At 48.8% G+C, this 19,612-nt stretch carries 15 protein-coding genes; 10 read left to right on the top strand and 5 right to left on the bottom strand.

Annotated elements, in window-relative coordinates; genetic code table 11:
- The first annotated feature begins 12 nt into the window (after nt 1–12).
- Nucleotides 13–441, top strand: a complete 429-nt coding sequence (locus tag AC0THY_RS14995) for an acyl-CoA thioesterase (RefSeq protein ID WP_489991409.1) — start codon at nt 13–15, stop codon at nt 439–441.
- A gap of 40 nt (nt 442–481) precedes the next feature.
- Here AC0THY_RS14995 and aroA read toward each other — a convergent pair whose 3' ends face one another.
- The 3 genes from aroA to aroF form a co-directional block, all read right to left on the bottom strand.
- The gene (gene aroA, locus AC0THY_RS14990) at nt 482–1,765 is read right to left on the bottom strand and encodes a 3-phosphoshikimate 1-carboxyvinyltransferase (protein WP_489991408.1); all 1,284 of its coding nucleotides are present in this window, start codon (nt 1,763–1,765) and stop codon (nt 482–484) included.
- 63 nt (nt 1,766–1,828) lie between these two features.
- The gene (locus tag AC0THY_RS14985; protein WP_489991407.1) at nt 1,829–2,926 is read right to left on the bottom strand and encodes a prephenate dehydrogenase; all 1,098 of its coding nucleotides are present in this window, start codon (nt 2,924–2,926) and stop codon (nt 1,829–1,831) included.
- On the bottom strand, nt 2,919–3,941 hold the full coding sequence (gene aroF, locus AC0THY_RS14980; protein ID WP_489991406.1) for a 3-deoxy-7-phosphoheptulonate synthase: 1,023 nt from the start codon (nt 3,939–3,941) through the stop codon (nt 2,919–2,921). Before aroF ends, AC0THY_RS14985 begins: the two co-directional genes overlap by 8 nt.
- A gap of 234 nt (nt 3,942–4,175) precedes the next feature.
- Between aroF and AC0THY_RS14975 the strand changes: the two genes are divergently transcribed.
- Nucleotides 4,176–6,266 carry an elongation factor G gene (locus tag AC0THY_RS14975; RefSeq protein ID WP_489991405.1) on the top strand — a complete coding sequence of 697 codons (2,091 nt, stop codon included), beginning with the start codon at nt 4,176–4,178 and terminating at the stop codon, nt 6,264–6,266.
- An 89-nt stretch (nt 6,267–6,355) separates the two neighbouring features.
- On the opposite strand, the gene tig is transcribed toward AC0THY_RS14975, so the two are convergent.
- Nucleotides 6,356–7,552 (bottom strand): trigger factor, encoded by a 1,197-nt coding sequence (gene tig, locus AC0THY_RS14970; RefSeq protein WP_489991404.1) that lies wholly within the window; start codon nt 7,550–7,552, stop codon nt 6,356–6,358.
- 358 nt (nt 7,553–7,910) lie between these two features.
- On the opposite strand from tig, the gene scfA reads away from it, so the two are divergent.
- From scfA to AC0THY_RS14945, 5 genes are all read left to right on the top strand, one after another.
- Nucleotides 7,911–8,054 carry a six-cysteine ranthipeptide SCIFF gene (gene scfA / locus AC0THY_RS14965; protein WP_178685905.1) on the top strand — a complete coding sequence of 48 codons (144 nt, stop codon included), beginning with the start codon at nt 7,911–7,913 and terminating at the stop codon, nt 8,052–8,054.
- A 62-nt stretch (nt 8,055–8,116) separates the two neighbouring features.
- Nucleotides 8,117–9,490 carry a thioether cross-link-forming SCIFF peptide maturase gene (scfB, locus tag AC0THY_RS14960; protein ID WP_489991403.1) on the top strand — a complete coding sequence of 458 codons (1,374 nt, stop codon included), beginning with the start codon at nt 8,117–8,119 and terminating at the stop codon, nt 9,488–9,490.
- Nucleotides 9,491–9,492: 2 nt separating this feature from the next.
- Nucleotides 9,493–11,640: a protein translocase subunit SecD gene (gene secD, locus AC0THY_RS14955; RefSeq protein ID WP_489991402.1), complete on the top strand. Its 2,148-nt coding sequence runs from the start codon at nt 9,493–9,495 to the stop codon at nt 11,638–11,640.
- A 173-nt stretch (nt 11,641–11,813) separates the two neighbouring features.
- Nucleotides 11,814–13,580: a single-stranded-DNA-specific exonuclease RecJ gene (gene recJ, locus AC0THY_RS14950; protein ID WP_489991401.1), complete on the top strand. Its 1,767-nt coding sequence runs from the start codon at nt 11,814–11,816 to the stop codon at nt 13,578–13,580.
- A gap of 37 nt (nt 13,581–13,617) precedes the next feature.
- A complete protein-coding gene (locus tag AC0THY_RS14945) occupies nt 13,618–15,210 on the top strand; it encodes a CvpA family protein (RefSeq protein ID WP_489991400.1) in 1,593 nt (530 codons plus the stop codon).
- An 86-nt stretch (nt 15,211–15,296) separates the two neighbouring features.
- On the opposite strand, the gene AC0THY_RS14940 is transcribed toward AC0THY_RS14945, so the two are convergent.
- A complete protein-coding gene (locus AC0THY_RS14940) occupies nt 15,297–15,980 on the bottom strand; it encodes a TIGR01906 family membrane protein (protein WP_489991399.1) in 684 nt (227 codons plus the stop codon).
- Between the two features lie 179 nt (nt 15,981–16,159).
- Here AC0THY_RS14940 and leuS point away from each other — a divergent pair, with 179 nt between their 5' ends.
- The 3 genes from leuS to AC0THY_RS14925 all read left to right on the top strand — a co-directional run bounded on the left by leuS (nt 16,160) and on the right by AC0THY_RS14925 (nt 19,307).
- A complete protein-coding gene (leuS, locus tag AC0THY_RS14935; protein ID WP_489991398.1) occupies nt 16,160–18,574 on the top strand; it encodes a leucine--tRNA ligase in 2,415 nt (804 codons plus the stop codon).
- A gap of 347 nt (nt 18,575–18,921) precedes the next feature.
- Nucleotides 18,922–19,110 carry a transposase gene (locus AC0THY_RS14930; RefSeq protein ID WP_489991397.1) on the top strand — a complete coding sequence of 63 codons (189 nt, stop codon included), beginning with the start codon at nt 18,922–18,924 and terminating at the stop codon, nt 19,108–19,110.
- Nucleotides 19,089–19,307, top strand: coding sequence for a hypothetical protein (locus AC0THY_RS14925; RefSeq protein WP_489991396.1), 219 nt, complete (start codon nt 19,089–19,091; stop codon nt 19,305–19,307). The genes AC0THY_RS14930 and AC0THY_RS14925 overlap by 22 nt, the downstream gene beginning before the upstream one ends.
- The last annotated feature ends 305 nt before the right edge of the window (nt 19,308–19,612 follow it).

Raw genomic sequence — 19,612 nt, 5'->3', positions numbered from 1 at the left:
GGAAACGAAAAGATGGGGATGTTTGAGCCTTACACACACAGAGTGCAGTACTATGAGACGGACCAGATGGGGATAGTACATCACTCCAACTATATCCGGTGGTTTGAAGAGGCGCGCATTGATCTCATGCGCCAGGCAGGTATTCTGTACAGAGAGATGGAATCCGCAGGAGTGGTAAGCCCGGTGCTGAAGGTGGCGGCGGAGTACAGAACCATGGTGCGGTTTGACGATGTGGTGCTGATAAAGACCTGTGTTAAGAAATTCAACGGGATTGTTATGGATCTGTGCTATGAAGTGACAGACAGCAAAACCGGGGAGTTGCGCTGCACGGGAAAGAGCAGGCATTGCTTTTTGGACAGTAAGGGGAACCCGGTTTCTCTGAAAAAGTCAAACAGAGACTATTTTGACAGATTTGTTGAGATGGCAGAAGAAGAATCGTAAAAGATAGAGGCCTGCGGATTGTGGAAAATCCGCGGGCCTCTTACCTTTGCTGAAGCGCGCTCAGGTCCTGATAAAATCCGGGATAACTGATGTCTACGCACTGGGCATCCCGGATCGTTGTGGTTCCGGTTCCTGCGAGACCGGCAATGGCGAAGGACATGGCAATGCGGTGGTCCAGATGACTGTGGATCACTGCGCCGGACAGGGGCCTGCCGCCGTGAATGACCATACCGTCCTGTGTACCCTCTATATCCACACCCATTGCCGAGAGGGAGTTTACTACAATATCCAGACGGTTTGACTCCTTTACCTTCAGCTCCTGGGCATCGCGGATCACAGTAGTGCCCGAAGCGCAGGCGGCTATGACAGCGATCACGGGGATTTCATCGATCAAGGTGGGGATCAGTCCGCCCCCAATCTCACATCCCCTCAGATCAGGGGTGTAGCGTACCAGAAGGTCAGCGGCCGCTTCCCCGCCTGCGGTACGCTGGTTAAGCAGGGTGATATCTGCCCCCATGCTTTGGCATACCCTGAGGATTCCATCCCGGGTAGGGTTTACACCTACATTTTTAATCAGTATTTCAGAGCCGGGAATGATAAGACCTGCCGCAATGAAATAGGCGGCGGAGGAGATATCTCCCGGAACCTGGATTTTCTGGCCCATGAGATCCGGAGCCGGCGTCACACAGGCGGTATTTCCCTCTGATTTGACCTGGGCTCCAAAACTTTTCAGCATGATTTCCGTGTGGTTTCTGGAGAGAGTCGGCTCCGTGACGGAGGTCTTACCCTCCGCATACAGTCCGGCTAAAAGGATACAGGACTTTACCTGGGCGGATGCCACTGGGGACTGGTAGTGTATCCCTTTTAAAGGTTTCCCGTTGATGAGAAGGGGCGCGCATCCGTTTTTGTTTATGCTCTCAATACTGGCGCCCATCATGGTCAGGGGAGTCATAATCCTGCTCATGGGGCGTTTCTGAATGGAGGCGTCACCGGTCAACTGGCAGGAAAATCTCTGGCCTGAAAGGATACCGGAGATCAGGCGGGTGGTGGTTCCGCTGTTGCCCGCGTCCAGAACGCTGCTGGGGGCAGTGAGGCCGTACAGGCCCTTCCCACGGATTAATATATGCTCCGGTGTGTTTTCGATCTCTATGCCCATTTTGCGAAAGCAGGAGATGGTGGAGAGGCAGTCGGCTCCTTGAAGAAAATTGGTCACCTCCGTGGTACCGGATGCGATTGCTCCGAACATGACCGCTCTGTGGGAGATGGATTTGTCTCCCGGCACTGTGATTTCTCCCCGCATGGGAGTTGATTTTGTAAATTCCATAGACAGTAATCTCTTTTCGTATATTTATATTATGATTCGGGGAAGGGGGCCAAATTCCATCCCTTACCGCTCATAGATTGTGTAGCGGTATCTGCGCAGCAATTCTGCGGCGCGCTGCTTTGCATTCTCCTCATAGAACTCTACGTGAAGAACCGCTTCCTCAAATTCCCGGTTGTGTACGATCCCGATATTCTTGATACTGATGCCGTTGGTAGCCAAGATGGTGGCCAGTGCGGCGATTCCCCCTGCCTCGTCCACCATGTCGCAGTAGATGGAGTAGGTCTTTGGTATGGGACCGCTGGAGGTATCGGAGATGGAGTTCCGGTATTCCCTGGAGTTGTCAAAAAGGTCGTAAATACGCTGGTTGTCCCGCTCCGCCAGGGAAAACTTTACGGAGATCAGACTGTTAATGTAGCTGTCCAGCACCTCAATAATATTTTCCCGGTTGGTTGCGCAGATCTGCTCCCACATTTCCGGGGAGGAGGAGGCAATGCGGGTGATATCCTTGAATCCTCCAGCGGCGACCCTTTTCATAACCCCTTTTTCGGAATCAGAGTCTTTTACCAGGTTCACCAGAGTGGAGGCAATGATATGCGGAAGGTGGCTGATAGCCGCAGTCACATAGTCGTGCTCCCGGTAATCCAGTATCAGGGGCAGCGCCCGCAGGGTGCGGACCAGGTTTTCGTAGCGGTCCACTTTTTCCCGGGGAACCTGCTCTGAGGGGGTGAGCACATAATAGGCATTTTCAATCAGATGGCGTTTTGAGTTGGCGATCCCGGTCTTCTCAGAGCCTGCCATGGGATGTCCCCCGATGAAATAGGCCTGCAGCCCCAGCTCGTTGACCTTTTCGTGGATGTCTGTTTTAGTGCTCCCCACATCCGTCAGCGTGGTGCGGTCTGTGAGAAAGGGTTTTAAGTCTTTCAGGTAGGAGGCATTGGCTTCCACAGGGGCGCATAGGAATATATAGTCACACTCTGCGTAGGCCGGGCCTATGCAGTCGAAAGCTTCATCGATGATTCCCTCTTTGAGCGCATACTCCGCAGTCGCCCTGGTGCGGGTGTGGGCAATAATCCTTGCGGATGGGTAAAAATATTTGATTGCCCTGGCGATGGAGCCGCCGATCAGCCCCAGACCGATAAAACCGGCTGTCATATCACTCATTTCCAAAGGTCCTTTCCGCCAGTCTGGCATAGGGGGCCAGCTCAGAAGAAAGCTGGTCAAACTGCTTAAAGGTCAGAGACTGGGGACCGTCCGATAAAGCATGGGCAGGGTCATTGTGAACCTCAATCATCAGACCGTCCGCACCCACAGCCACTGCGGCCTTGGCCAGAGGAGCGACATAATTTCTCACTCCGGTGGCATGGCTGGGGTCTACGATAATGGGCAGGTGGGATTTGGACTTGATCACTGGTACGGCGCTGATATCCAGGGTGTTTCTGGTGGCAGTCTCAAAGGTGCGGATTCCCCGCTCACAGAGAACCACGTTTGGATTACCCTCCGCAATGATGTACTCAGCGGCGTTGAGCCACTCGTCAATGGTGGCGGAAAGTCCTCTCTTTAAAAGTACCGGAAGACCTGACCTGCCGGCTTCCTTTAAAAGCTGGAAATTCTGCATATTTCTGGCGCCGATCTGGATCATGTCTATGTACTTTACCGCAGCGTCAATGGCCTCGGCGCTGATTACCTCACAGATGGTGTTGAGTCCTGTCTCCTCCTTTGCCTTTTGCATGTAGCGGAGCCCCTCCTCCTCAAGTCCCTGGAAAGAGTAGGGGGAGGTGCGGGGTTTGTATGCCCCGCCGCGTACAAAGGTAGCGCCCGCTTTTTTTACTTCCCTGGCAATTTCAAGAAGCTGTTCCTCCGTCTCCACAGCACAGGGACCTGCCATGACCGTCAAGTTGCCGGGGCCGATCCGGGTATTTCCCACCTTTACCGCGGAGGGCTCAGGGTGAAACTTTTTGTTAGCCAGCTTGTAGCTTTCTGTGACGGGAACGATCTTATCCACTTCCGGCGCGATCTCCAGGTTCTGGTCCGCCAGCTTTGTCTTGTCGCCCACCACACCGATGATGGTAACTTCCTGGCCCTCTGAGAGGTGTACCTCCAGGCCCTTGGATTTGACAAGATGCGTTATGTGTTCAATGGACGCCTTAGAGGCGTGCGGTTTCATTACAATAATCATAGTATTTTGTCCTTTTCTAAGCAAATTTTAATGGTATCATTGTACTATTTTAGGGCATTTGTGTCAATGCTTTGTTGCATTAACGCGCGAAAATAATTTTTGTGCAAAAATTTTTGTTAAAAATGAATAAATAGCTTGAAATATTACGACAATTTTAGTAGAATGTATCCATAGACATTAAAGAAGGAATGGCTGGGGGCCGTTCTCAAATAACTAGTATTGGAGGATATCAGTATGAAAGTTTACACAACCGACAGAATCAGAAACGTCGTGATTCTTGGACATGGAGGTTCAGGAAAGACCAGCTTGACAGAGGCTATGGCATATCTGGGGGGAATTACCAGCAGGCTGGGAAACGTAACAGAGGGCAATACCATCAGTGATTTTGATAAAGAAGAGATTAAGAGAAAGTTCTCAATAAGCACATCCATGGTTCCGGTAATCTGGAATGATGTGAAGGTGAATGTGCTGGATACGCCCGGATATTTTGATTTTGTGGGGGAGGCTGAGGAAGCGGCAGCAGCAGCGGACGCGGCAGTAATTGTAGTTTCCGGCAAGAGCGGAGTAGAAGTGGGAACCCAGAAGGCCTGGGACCTGTGTGAAAAATATAAACTTCCCAGAATGTTCTTTATCACTAACATGGATGTGGATAATGCCAGCTTCCGCGAAGTGGTTGAGGCTCTGACTGACCTTTACGGCAAGAAGATAGCGCCGATTCACTTCCCAATCAGAGAAAACGAAAAGTTTACGGGATATGTAAATGTTGTAAAGAAAGCAGGAAGAAAGTGGCTGGACAGGGGCAATAAAGAAGAGTGTCCGATCCCTGAATATTCCATGGAATACCTGGAGAAGTACAGAGAGACTCTCTTAGAGGCAGTGGCAGAGACAAGTGAAGAATTTATGGACCGCTATTTTGGCGGTGAGGAGTTCTCCATAGCGGAGATCATGATGGCGCTCACCGCAAATGTGGATGACTGTGAGATCGTGCCAGTGGCTATGGGCTCACCTGTGGAGCTGCGCGGGGTGGCGAATCTGCTGGATGATATTGTACAGTATTTCCCAAGCCCGGACAAACGCAAGATCGCAGGAGTGAATACAAAGACCAACGAGATTTTTGAGGCGGACTATGACTTCGCAAAGGCGAAATCCGCACAAGTCTTCAAGACAATTGTAGATCCGTTTATTGGAAAATATTCTCTGATCAAGGTCTGCTCCGGCGTTATCAAAAATGACGACACTCTTTACAATGTAGATAAAGATACAGAGCAGAAGATCAACAAACTCTATATCTTTGAGGGAAGCAAGCCTGTTGAGGTGAGTGAGCTGCACGCGGGCGATATCGGGGCAATCGGCAAGCTGGAGAAGGCGCGCACTGGAGATACTCTTTCTACCAAGGCAACGCCGATCCGGTTCGGGCGTATTGAAGTCTCCACACCTTATACATACAAGAGGTATAAAGCGAAGAACAAAGGTGACGAGGATAAAGTTTCCCAGGCGCTGTCCAAGATGATGCATGAGGATCTGACCATGAAGGCGGTCAATGATGCGGAGAACAGACAGACACTCCTTTACGGCATGGGTGATCAGCATCTGGATATTATTCAGAGCAAGCTGTTGGGCAAATATAAGATAGAGATTGAACTGGATAAACCAAAGGTGGCGTTCAGGGAGACCATCCGCAAGAAATCCGATGTGGAGGCCAAGTATAAGAAACAGTCCGGCGGACACGGACAGTACGGTCATGTAAAGATGCGCTTTGAGCCTCTGGACAATCTGGACGAAGCCTATGCGTTTGACCAGGAGGTAGTGGGAGGCGCTGTACCCAAGAATTACTTCCCGGCTGTGGAAAAGGGAATACAGGACGCTGTTCAGAAAGGCCCCCTGGCCGCATATCCGGTTGTGGGCGTTAAGGCAGTGCTTTACGATGGATCTTACCACCCTGTAGATTCTTCCGAGATGGCATTTAAGACAGCGGCGATTCAGGCGTTTAAGAAGGGATTCATGGAGGCCCATCCGGTGCTCTTAGAGCCCATCGCATCCCTGAAGGTGACGGTTCCCGACAAGTATACCGGGGACGTTATGGGAGATCTGAACAAACGCCGTGGCCGTGTGCTTGGTATGAATCCGGATCACAAAGGCAACCAGGTAATAGAGGCGGATATCCCCACCACCGAACTCTACGGGTATTCCACAACGCTGCGCTCCATGACTGGAGGAAGCGGGGACTTTGCCTACGAGTTTGCGCGCTATGAGCAGGCGCCCTCTGACATCCAGGAGAGGGAAGTGACAGAGCGGGCGAGCAAAGTAAATACTAACGAGGATTAAAAAAGTTGGACCGGGTCATTTTCAAAATGACCCGGTCCAAATAAATATGCCTTAGTATGCGAAAAGGCAGCAGTTCTCTATGTATTGTTTTACTCAGCGTTCGAATCTGTTTCCGAAATCTCTGGTGTCTCCGTTTCTGTCTCAGAAGCATCGTCCGTGTCAGCCTCATCGGCATCCTCATCCCCGTCTTCCAGGGCGCCTTCCACGTCATCCCCTAAGTCTTCCATGTCCACATCCTCGTCGTCCAGATACTCCTCATCGTCTCCGTAGTATTCGTCCTCTGTCACTTCCGTGATATTGGCGTTCTCTACCAGGAAGTCCTGTACCTTTAAGAGAAGGATTTCCTTCATAATGGCATCCTTGGTGTAAGCCTCCTCATAAGCGGCTGCAGAGTCGTATCCATAGATTTCGTAGTTATCTTCCAGATACTGAGTGTACTCCTCATCGCTGACTTTCAGTTTTTCTTTTTCCGCAATGGTAACAGAAACCATCTGCTCTTTTACCATGCTCTCAATACTACTCTTTGTCTCTTCCTCGTCCATCTCCATCTCTGACACATCAACACCGAACATGTCCGCGTACTGCTGATTCATGTCATCGTACTGGGCTTTGCACTCATCGTAGAGCTCCTGGGGATAGCCGTCAATGGTGGCATTGTCCATAGCCATCTGGAGTGCGTCCGTACCGGCAGTATACTGATTGTTTTCCTGCTGGGATGCCAGAAGCTCGGCCTTTAGGGAATCCTCGTACTCAGCGGTAGTACTGTAGTCAGAGATGCTGGATACAAATGCATCGTTGTACTCCGGAATACTCTTTTCAGAAATACTGTTTACTTTAACCGTAAATTTCGCTTCCTTGCCGGCCAGGGTCTCGTCATATTCTTCCGGGAAGACGACAGTGAGCTCCTTGGTCTCTCCGGCGTTTGCGCCCACCAGCTGTGCCTCAAAGTCATCCAGGAAGTAGCCGGCACCCAGCTCCAGATCAAAGTCTTCCGCAGAGCCGTCTTCAAATTCTTCCCCGTCAATGGTTCCCGTAAAATCCACATTTACCGTGTCCCCCTCCTGGGCAGCCCGGTCTGTGATCTCAGTGTAGGAGGCATTCTCTTCCAAAAGAGTTTCGATTTCCTCATCCACCATCTCGTCGGTTACTTCAGACTTGATCATCTTCAAGTCAAGCCCCTTGTAATCCCCCAGCTTTACATATTTGGAGTAAGTGCCCTGGGAGCAGCCGGTCAGGAAAGCCAGAATGCATACGGAGGCAGCCGCGAGTAACAGTTTCTTTTTCATAGTTTGTCTAATCCTTTCTGTTCAAAATGAGTTTTTCGTATTAAATATACCATAAAAATGTGAAAAAGGTGTGTAAAAATACTTTAAAAATAAAAATACTTATGATATAATATCTGAAGCTCAACAAGTATAAGTGAGGATTCTCCCATCTCTATAGGTGGCGAGAGGAATTACCTAAAACAAAATTAATGGCAGTGGCGGGTACAGAGAAATCGGTATCCCCAACTGACATGAAGTCAATCAACGCATCGAAAGATGTGGTCGTACTCTGTTAAATTACCGAGCGTGGATTGAAACATCAAGATTAACAGCATTGTCGGGCGCAGATTGAAAGAATTATGTAAGGAGGCTTAAGCGGATGAAACATATCAAAACTCTGAACACACAGAGCTTACAGAAAACTGTGAAAAAAGGCGGCTGCGGCGAATGTCAGACTTCCTGCCAGTCAGCATGTAAGACATCCTGTACAGTAGGAAACCAAAGCTGCGAAAATAATAAATAATAAAAGGAATCCAGTAAGCAGCGGACACTGTTCGCTGCTTATTAGTTGAAAGGGGTTTAACGGTGATCCATCAGTACAAAAGCAATGGCTACAATATAGTCATGGATGTGAACAGCGGAGCAGTACATATTGTTGATGATGTAGTGTATGATATCCTTCCCCTTCTGGAACAGAAGATGAAGGAGGAGGAGATTATAAGCCGGCTGGCGGGGCAGTATACGCCAGAGAGCATCCGGGAGGCCTTAACGGACTGTGCGGAGCTTGAGAAAGCCGGAACCTTGTTTACCCAAGATACCTATGAGCGTGCCATTACGGACTTTAAGGAGAGACAGACGGTGGTGAAGGCACTTTGCCTGCACATTGCCCACGACTGCAACCTGGCCTGCCGCTATTGTTTTGCGGAGGAAGGAGAGTACCACGGAAGAAGAGCTCTGATGAGCTACGAGGTGGGAAAGCAGGCGTTGGATTTCCTCATTGCCAACTCAGGCAGCCGCAGGAATCTGGAGGTGGACTTTTTCGGCGGGGAACCGCTGATGAACTGGCAGGTGGTAAAAGACCTGGTGAAATATGGGAGGGAGCAGGAGAAGAAGTATGGCAAAAATTTCCGCTTCACTCTGACCACCAATGGGGTTCTGCTGAATGAAGAGATCATGGAGTTTGCCAATAAAGAAATGGCAAATGTGGTCCTGAGCATTGACGGAAGAAAAGAGGTCCATGATTTTATGAGACCCTTCCGGAAGGGAAAAGGCAGTTACGACCTGATTGTTCCAAAATTCCAGAAATTTGCCGAGAGCCGCGGACAAGAGAAATATTATGTGCGCGGAACCTTTACCAGGCACAATCTGGATTTTTCCAAGGATGTGCTGCACCTGGCAGACCTTGGATTTACGCAGATTTCCGTGGAGCCGGTGGTGGCTCTGCCTGAGGAGGAGTATTCGATCCGCCGGGAGGATATTCCACAGATCTGTGAGGAGTACGACAAGCTGGCAGATGAGATGATCAAGAGGGAGCGGGAAGGCAGGGGGTTCAACTTCTTTCATTTCATGATCGATCTGACAGGAGGCCCCTGTGTCTACAAGCGTCTTTCGGGCTGCGGCTCAGGGACGGAGTATCTGGCGGTGACACCCTGGGGAGATCTCTATCCCTGCCATCAGTTTGTAGGGGAAGATGATTTTCTGATGGGAAATGTGTTTGACGGACTGAAAGCGCCTGAGATTCAGGAAACATTTAAAGGGTGCAATGTCTATGCCAAGGAAAAGTGCAGGGATTGTTTTGCAAAGTTTTACTGCAGCGGGGGTTGCGCGGCAAATTCCTACAAATTCCACGGCTCCATCAATGATGCATACGATATCGGCTGTGAACTGCAGCGAAAACGTATCGAGTGTGCGATTATGATAAAAGCCGCATTAGCGGAGGAAGAGGAAAAGGAGAATTAGCAATGAAGAAAAACAAAGCGATCGCGGTTGTAATTGTTATGGCCTTATTTTTAGGGCTTTTGACTTTTACAGCTGCAGTAGGATTCGGACCAACAGGAACTGGTTCCGCAAAGAACATCACCACGGGCCTGGATCTGGCCGGAGGTGTAAGTATCACTTATCAGGCCATTGGAGAGGGGACGCCCTCCTCAGAGGACATGGCCGATACGATTTACAAGCTTCAGCAGCGTGTTGAGCAGTACAGCACAGAGGCTCAGGTATACCAGGAAGGTGATGACCGCATCAATATCGAGATTCCGGGTGTGACAGACGCCAACAAGATTCTGGAAGAGCTGGGCAAGCCTGGTTCCCTGCAGTTTACTCTGGCGGATGGGTCCGAGGTACTCACCGGTACGGATGTGGATTCTGCAGAGGCCAAGGTTTCCACAGATGAGATGAAGAACCGGGAATACGTGGTTGAATTGATTCTCACCTCAGAGGGAGCGCAGAAGTTTGCAACTGCTACCTCAGAGAATGTGGGCAAGGTAATAAACATTATCTATGATGGAAACACCATCAGTTCTCCGGAAGTAAAGGAAGCCATTACAGGAGGAAAGGCATATATCTCCGGTATGGCAAACCAGGAGGAGGCTGAAAAGCTGGCATCCTCCATCCGTATCGGTTCTCTTTCCCTGGAGCTGGAAGAGCTGCGGTCCAATGTAGTGGGAGCACAGTTGGGTGAGGAGGCGATCTCCACCAGCTTGAAAGCGGGAGCCATCGGTCTCGCCATTGTGATTCTCTTTATGATTGTGGTATATCTGCTTCCAGGTATTGTGGCAGGTATCTCCCTCCTGATCTACACAGCCCTGATGCTGGTAATGCTGAATGCATTTGATATCACCCTTACCCTTCCGGGTATCGCGGGTATCATTCTCTCTATCGGTATGGCTGTGGATGCCAATGTAATCATCTACGCCCGTATCCGTGAGGAGATTGCGGACGGAAAGTCAATACAGTCCGCTATAAAGACAGGATTCCAGAAGGCACTGTCCGCAATTGTGGATGGAAATATCACAACCCTGATTGCAGCCTTGGTGCTCGGAATGATGGGAACCGGAAGTGTTAAGGGATTTGCGCAGACTCTTGCCATGGGTATTGTTTTATCCATGTTTACTGCACTTGTAATCTCAAGACTTTTGGTGAACGCCCTGTTTGCACTGGGCTTAAAGGGTGAGAAGCTCTATGGAAAACAGAAAGAGCGCAAGACCATCAACTTCCTGAGCAAAAAGAACCTGTTCTTTGTGATCTCACTGGTGCTTGTTATCGCTGCTCCGGTTGCAATGCTGGTGAACAACGGAAGCTCAGGCAAAGCCTTAAATTACAGCCTTGAGTTTATGGGCGGTACTTCCACAAACGTTACTTTTAATGAAGATTTAAGTATTGCAGACATTGATGCAAAGGTAAAACCGGTTGTACAGAAGGTGACCGGAGACGCCAATATCCAGACCCAGAAGGTGTCGGGAACCAATCAGGTTATCATCAAGACAAAGGAGCTCAATCTGGATGAGAGACAGGAGCTGAACGATCTGCTCAAGGATGAGTTTGGCGTGGATGAGTCCCTGATTACCGCGGAGAGCATTTCCTCAACCGTCAGCAACGAGATGAGGAAGGATGCTGTCATCGCAGTGATTGTGGCAACGATCTGTATGCTGATCTATATCTGGTTCCGGTTTAAGGATATCCGTTTTGCAACCAGTGCGGTACTTGCCCTGGTGCATGATGTCCTGGTAGTGCTGGCGTTCTACGCTATCGCAAGAGTGTCCGTAGGAAATACCTTCATTGCTTGTATGCTGACCATTGTAGGTTATTCCATCAATGCCACAATCGTTATCTTTGACCGTATTCGTGAGAACATGAAGGCGGCATCCAAGAAAACAGATTTGGCGGAGGTCGTAAATTTAAGTATCACACAGACACTGACCAGAAGTATCTATACTTCCTTTACCACTTTTGTAATGGTTGCGGTTCTCTATGTTATGGGCGTTGCATCCATCCGTGAGTTCGCGCTGCCTCTGATCGTGGGTATCCTTTGCGGAGCATACTCATCTGTCTGCATCACAGGCGCCCTTTGGTATGTGATGAAGACCAAAATCGGTAGAAGAAGCAATTAACGTAACTATTCAGCAGGTCTGGGCAGTTACTGCGCAGACCGTAAGAAAATGATTCTTTAGATGGATTTTGCATGTAGCTGTGAAGGTATGGAACAGTTACCAATTAATTACATGTTAGATTAAGAGCTGCCCTTCTGCCCGGTTTAGCAGGTTAAACCGTCCAGGAGGGCAGTATGCATAAAAGCAAAAGAAAGAGGAGCAACGCGTTGGAAAAATGGGTGGTAGCTGCCAAAAGGGCAGACTTTCAGGAAATTGCCAGGAAATTTCATATAGACCAGGTCACAGCCCGGCTGATCCGCAATAGAGGTATTGTGGGGGATGAGGCCATTGAGGAATATTTAAATGGCAGTCTTTTAAATCTCCACAGTCCCCACCTTCTGAAGGACTGTGATATGGCTGTGGAAATCCTGGTACGCAAGATCCGGGAGAAAAAGAAAATACGTATCATGGGAGACTATGACATCGATGGTGTCAATGCCTCATATATTCTGCTAAAGTGCCTGAGGCGGTGCGGCGCCCAGGTGGATGTGGAGATTCCGGACCGCATGAAAGACGGATACGGCATCAATGAACATCTGATCCGTCTGGCATACGATGAGGGGGTAGATACCATACTCACCTGTGACAACGGAATTGCAGCTATCAAACAAGTGGCATTGGCTAAGGAGCTGGGGATGACTGTGGTTGTCACAGACCACCACGAGATACAGGGGGAGCTTCCGTGCGCGGACGCAGTGGTGAACCCCAAAAGAGCGGATTGTACCTACCCATATAAGAATCTCTGCGGAGGGGCCGTGGCCTACAAGGTGGCGGCCTGCCTATATGAGAAACTGGGGATACCCGAGGAGGAGGCGAGGGCCTTTATCGAGTTTGCCGCCATCGCCACTGTGGGGGATGTGATGGATTTGACTGGGGAGAACCGTATATTAGTAAAAGAGGGTCTGTTGATGCTGCAGCACACGGAGAACCCGGGACTTAGAGCACTGTTAGAAGTGAATGGTTTGAAGGACGCCCGGATTACTGCTTACCACATCGGATTTGTGCTGGGCCCCTGCATCAATGCCAGCGGAAGACTGGATACAGCCAAGAGGGCTCTCTCTTTGCTGCTGGAAGAAAATAAGGAGGAGGCTCTGCGACTGGCAGGGGAGCTGAAAGCGCTCAATGAGGAGCGGAAGTCTATGACCTTAGCAGGCCTTGAGAAGGCAGTACAGTTGGTGGAGGAGAGTGATTTAAAGGGGGATAAGGTGCTGGTGGTGTACCTGGCAAAATGTCATGAGAGTCTGGCGGGAATCATAGCGGGACGGCTCAGAGAACGCTACCACAGACCTGTCTTTGTGCTCACGGACGGTGAGGAGGGAGTCAAAGGCTCCGGCAGATCCATTGAAGCATACTCCATGTTTGAGGAGCTGTGCAAGTGTGCCGGGCTGTTTAGCAAATTCGGAGGCCATCCGATGGCAGCCGGTCTCTCACTGCCCAAAGAAAATGTGGTACCGTTTCGGGAAAAGATCAATCAGGAGGCAGGGCTGACGGAGGAGGATCTGATTCCAAAGGTTACCATCGATGTGCCTATGCCCATTGATTACATCACGGAAGAGCTGATACAGGAGCTCTCCTGCCTGGAACCCTTTGGAAAAGGGAACCAGAAGCCGGTGTTTGCGGAGAAGAATTTAAATGTGCTTAGCGCCAGGATTCTGGGAAAGAATAAAAATGTAATTAAAATGCAAGTGTTAAACCAGGCAGGAATCGTCCTGGATGCTATGTACTTTGGGGATGTGGAGGTGTTTCAGGCTTATCTCAGGGAAAAATATGGGACTGGTGAGACGGAGAAACTCTTTCAGAACAGAGAAAACAGTGTATACCTGTCTGTGACGTATTATCCTACTATCAATGAGTATATGAACCGAAAATCCATTCAGATTGTGGTTCAAAACTATCAGTAGTATATCAGGAAGATGTATAAGACAAAAAGGAGATTAGATGAAAAAGATTAGAGCAAAATTGGCAGCGGTGCTTGCTGCCCTTGTGATTGCAGCAATTTATTACTATGTGACAATACCGGCAATCAATATCCATGCTTCCGGATTTTGGGTATTTTTGATGGTGGCGGTTCTGGTGGTTTTAGTACTCTACAGCCTGCCCAGGGTCAAGACAGTGGATGATATCAAGACGAATAAGGGTGTGAAAGTGGGAATAGGGGTACTGCTGGCCGTGGCCGCTGTTTACCTGATTGGTTCTATTCTCTCCTCGCCGATCATCAATGCTAAAAAGTATCAGAACCTGATCAATGTGGAGAACAGGAAGTTTTCTGAGGACATTAAGGAGGTTGACTATAAGCAGATCCCTCTCCTGGACAGAGACTCTGCCACTCTTTTGGGAAACCGGAAGATGGGAAGCATGGTGGATATGGTTTCCCAGTTTGAGGTGAGCACACTTTATACCCAGATCAATTATCAGGACAGTCCCACCCGGGTAACTCCACTTGTGTATGCCAGCCCGATCAAGTGGTTGACCAATCAGTCAAATGGAATACCAGCGTATATAAAGATTGATATGGCAACACAGGATACGGAACTTGTGAAGCTGGACAAATCCATTAAGTATTCACAGTCAGAGTATTTTAACCGGAATATCAACAGGCATTTGCGATTCCGGTATCCCACCTACATTTTTGACACCCTGAGCTTTGAGATTGACGACGAGGGAACACCCTACTGGGTATGTCCTGTGAAAAAGTACAATATCGGACTCTTTGGCGGTGTCACAATCGGGAGAGTGGTACTCTGCAACGCAATCACAGGTGAGACAACGGATTACGCGGTGGAGGACTGCCCGACCTGGGTTGACCATGTGTACTCAGCGGATCTGTTGGTGCAGCTGTACGACTATCACGGTACATTAAAGAACGGGTACTTTAACAGCATTCTGGGCCAGAAAGGCTGTCTGATGACAACGGAAGGGTACAACTACCTCGCTTTAGAGGATGACGTATGGGTTTACACGGGTATCACCTCTGTCAGCGGTGACCAGTCCAACGTGGGATTTGTCCTTATGAACCAGAGGACCATGGAGTGCCGCTACTACGAGGTGGCAGGAGCCCAGGAGTATTCCGCCATGGGAAGTGCGGAAGGGCAGGTTCAGAACCTGGGATACAAAGCCACCTTCCCGCTGCTTTTGAATATTTCCGGTGAACCCACCTATTTTATGGCCCTGAAAGATGGTGCGGGCCTGGTAAAGAAATATGCGATGGTAAATATTCAGAAATATCAAAATGTTGCCATTGGCGATACCGTGGAGGAGTGTGAAAAGTCTTACAACAACCTTCTGAAATCGAGCGGGATAGCAAAAGAGGATACATCCGATAGGAAAAAAGTCACGGGTAAGATCAGCAAGATTGCTCAGAGTGTGGTGGAGGGCAATTCTCATTATTATCTTATGCTGGATGGAAAGGATGCCATCTTTGACGTGTCTGTGGGAGATTTTCTGGATATTATCCGGTATGATGTGGGGGATTCCATTACCTTGGAATATCAGGAAGCCGGCACCTCCAATACCGTTACAAAGATTCAGTAACAGAGTTTGACAAGTAATAATTAGTGTTTTAAAAAGCTACATTTCTTCGGAAATGTAGCTTTTTAGATAGCATAAACAATGTGAATTCAATCAAAAGCATTATTTGCTTTCGGGCAGGTTTCAGCCTTGTCCCAGCGCCTGTGCAGCAAGGAAAAGGCGCCGTAGCAGACTACGCTTCCAAAGACCACCAGCCCCAGGATCGCCATTGCACAGTGCATAAAAAAGGCATCGGGCAGCAGGGTAATAATGGGGTCCTTTGCAGGGTCAAAAATCCAGTAGTCATTCCGGAAAAAGATGTGGTGGAAGGTAACAAAAAAGGTTTCCCAGTTCAGGGCAATCAGGATGCCCAGTATCAGTGGGATGACAATGGTGACTATGGACGCGATCTTTAAGTAGCCGCAGTCTTTCAGATAGGATTTCCATGAGGTCCCCAGCACAATCATAAAGAACATCAGGATACAGGTGTACTGAACAACAACAAAGATGTCCTTTACTTCCTCAAAATGGATCTTACCCTCCTCGGACATGGGCAGGTCGGGGAATTCCAACTCATCGTAATTGAACATGGAGTTATAGCGGATCAGTGAATTGTAGTTTTCCCTGATTTTTTCATTGGAAAGTCCGGACGACTCCTGGATTTGCAGGCGGTCTATCTCACTGTAATAAAGCGGGCGGAAGTGTAAAACCACCACGACGGAGAATGTGATGATAAAGAGCATATAGGCCAGAGCCAAAAGAACATTGGTGGGTGTTAATACTTTTTTCTGCATAGAAATCTCCTCTCAGCATGTAACTGTGAGAAATGAACAGTTACTATAAATTTAAGTATACCGCATCTATTGACAAATGCAAGGGAAATAGGTAGAATTAAAAATAGTTTGTTTGGGTGTAACTGTTTAGGAAAGAAACAGTTACATTTCGATTTCGTATATTTTAGGAGGCAGGTACAATGAATATACCTTATAATCATAGGGCGATTGAGCAGAAGTGGCGTAAAAAGTGGGAGGAATCCCCTATAAACGTGGATGATGGAAAGAAACCAAAATATTACTGCCTGGATATGTTTCCGTATCCTTCCGGCAACGGACTCCATGTAGGACACTGGAGAGGTTATGTGATTTCAGATGTCTGGAGCCGCTATAAGATGCTGCAGGGATATTATCTGATACACCCAATGGGCTGGGATGCATTTGGACTTCCGGCAGAGAACTACGCCATTAAGACAGGACAGCACCCGGCGATTTCCACACAGAAGAATGTGGAGAATATTAAGCGGCAGATCAATGAGATTGCGTCCATCTATGACTGGGATATGGAAGTAAACACCACGGACCCGGACTTTTACAAGTGGACCCAGTGGATTTTTGTGAAGATGTTTAAGGAAGGGCTGGCGTACGAGAAGGAATTCCCCATCAACTGGTGTCCTTCCTGTAAAACTGGTTTGGCGAATGAGGAGGTTGTAAACGGCGTCTGCGAGCGCTGCGGCACAGCGGTTACAAAAAAGAACCTTCGCCAGTGGATGCTGAAAATCACCAAATATGCTGACAGGCTTTTGTCGGATCTGGACAAGCTGGATTGGCCGGAAAAAGTAAAGAAGATGCAGTCTGACTGGATCGGAAAGTCCTATGGAGCGGAAGTGGACTTCCCGGTTGACGGAAGGGATGAGAAGATAACGGTTTACACCACAAGACCGGATACCCTCTACGGAGCCACCTTCATGGTGCTGGCGCCGGAGCACAAGCTGGCTGCTGGTTTGGCCACAGCGGAGACAAAGGAGGCGGTGGAACAGTATATCTATGAGGCATCCATGAAATCCAACGTGGACCGTCTTCAGGACAAAGAGAAGACAGGGGTGTTTACCGGAAGCTACGCAGTCAATCCAATGAACCAGGCTAAGATCCCCATCTGGCTGTCCGACTATGTGCTGGCGGACTACGGTACAGGGGCCATCATGTGTGTTCCCGCCCACGATGACCGTGATTTTGAGTTTGCAACCAAGTTTGACATCCCCATTGTCCAGGTCATCGCCAAGGATGGAAAAGAGATTGAGAATATGACGGAGGCGTACACAGAGGCTTCCGGAACCATGATTAACTCCGGTGACTGGAATGGCATGGAGTCTGCCGTTTTGAAAAAAGAGGCCCCCATCATGATAGAGGAGAGGGGAATCGGAAAGAAAACGGTAAATTATAAGCTGCGTGACTGGGTATTCTCTCGCCAGCGCTACTGGGGAGAGCCGATCCCCATTATTCATTGCCCCCATTGCGGAAATGTTCCGGTTCCTGAGGAAGAGCTGCCTCTGCGTCTGCCGGAGGTGGACTCTTACGAGCCCACAGGTACAGGGGAGTCACCCCTGGCTGCCATTGAGGATTGGGTAAACTGCAAGTGTCCTGTCTGCGGGGCAGATGCGAAGAGAGAGACCAACACAATGCCCCAGTGGGCTGGTTCCTCCTGGTATTTCCTGCGGTACGTGGACAGCCACAACGACAAGGAACTGGTTTCCAAAGAGAAGGCGCACAAGTACCTGCCGGTTGACATGTATATCGGAGGCGTGGAGCATGCGGTGCTTCACCTGCTCTATTCCAGATTTTATACAAAGTTTTTGTATGACATCGGTGCGGTGGACTTTGACGAGCCGTTTACCAAGCTGTTCAACCAGGGCATGATTACCGGAAAGAACGGCATTAAGATGAGTAAATCCAAGGGGAATGTAATTTCACCGGACGATCTGGTGCGTGATTACGGCTGTGACTCCCTGAGAATGTATGAGCTCTTTGTGGGTCCCCCTGAGCTGGATGCGGAGTGGGATGACAGAGGAATTGACGGTGTTTACCGGTTTATCTCCCGTTTCTGGAAACTCGTGACTGAGAATAAGGATAAGAATGTGCAGGCATCCAAAGAGATGCTCAAACTTCGTCACACCATGGTTCACATGATCACACAGCGCCTGGAGACATTCAGTTTAAATACTGTTATTTCAGGCTTTATGGAGTGCAACAATAAGATGATCGATCTGGCCAAGCGGGAGGGTGGTATTGACAAAGAAACTCTGGAGACAGCAGTGCTTCTGCTGGCCCCCTTTGCACCCCACCTCTCGGAGGAACTGTGGGAGCAGTTGGGACACAGCGAGTCTGTATTTCAGAATGAGTGGCCCCAGCATGACGAGGAGGCCATGAAAGACGATGAGATTGAGGTTCCGGTTCAGATCAACGGAAAGACAAGAGCTGTCATCAGCATTCCGGCTGAGAGTACCAGGGAAGAGGCCATTGCTGCCGGAAAACTGGCTGTGGCCGAAAAACTGACAGGAACAATTGTAAAAGAGATCTATGTTCCCAAGAAGATTATCAATATTGTGCAGAAATAATTGAGGCTGAAATCTCATAGAAATGTATGGGTCTTGAAAATACGAAAATTTTCGCTGAATAGAATGGAGTAATAGTGGAGTAAAAGGCGAAAGAAAATGGAGTAAATATTTCAGGAAAAAGGCATAAGCGAAAGGGGCTGTGGGGAAATAAGCAGTTCTAAACAGGGGAAGGTGTGACTCAGCCGAGTCACACCTTCCCCTGAAACACTTTGCCCTAAAAGAAAAAATGGAACTATGCTTAAATAAGATTATTATAGCAACTTTTTTGAAATTGGGTAACAGAAAATCAACTTTATTTTTTCGAATTGAGTTTACCTGATGACGATCCAGTCTATACCCTGAAAAAAGTGAAGGAGGATTTAGATTTTTCGGATCTTCTGGCCTGTTATTCAGAGAAGGGAAGAACCGGGTTTAATCCAATTATGCCGTATTCTGTTGTTGTTTACGCAAACATGCGTGGAGTCAGGGCGGGTGACCGTATCATAGACCTGTGCCAGAGGGATCTTGCCTTTATTTGGCTGACAAAAGGACAGTAGCCAATACACTGGTCCCTGTCCTGGAAAAGCATCAGAGAGCCTTTGGAGATTCACTGGGGGCAGTGACCGCTGACAGCGGCTACTGCAGTGAGAAGAACCTGCTGTATCTAAAAGAAAAGGGGAGTAAAAGCTATATCAAGCTCCAGGACCATGAAAAGCGGAAGACCCGTGCCTTTAAAGAAGAACATCTGCCATGACGGGAGAGAGCTGCGGCAGATACGATCCTGTCAGCTTAATCTAAGGAGCGCTTCCAGCCCCCAACAAGGGGATTTTGCGCCCCAAAATAAGAACTATGAAAAGGAAGAGACAGTCCCTTACAGAATCAGGATCTTGTAAAATCCTGAATTCTGCGGGATTGTCTCTTCCCTGCCTATCAGGGGTTAAAAATCGGTATTAACCGACACCCTCATTATATTAATTCTTAAGCGAAGGGCAGGAAGTTAACGCTGTGACTATGGGTATATCTCATTGCCTTTTATGGGGAAATCAGATATAATAAAAG

It is taken from the genome of Ruminococcus sp. 8Y-12 (genome assembly GCF_058119865.1).
Note: the sequence above shows the minus strand (reverse complement) of the source record. Positions and strands in the feature narration are given on the sequence as shown.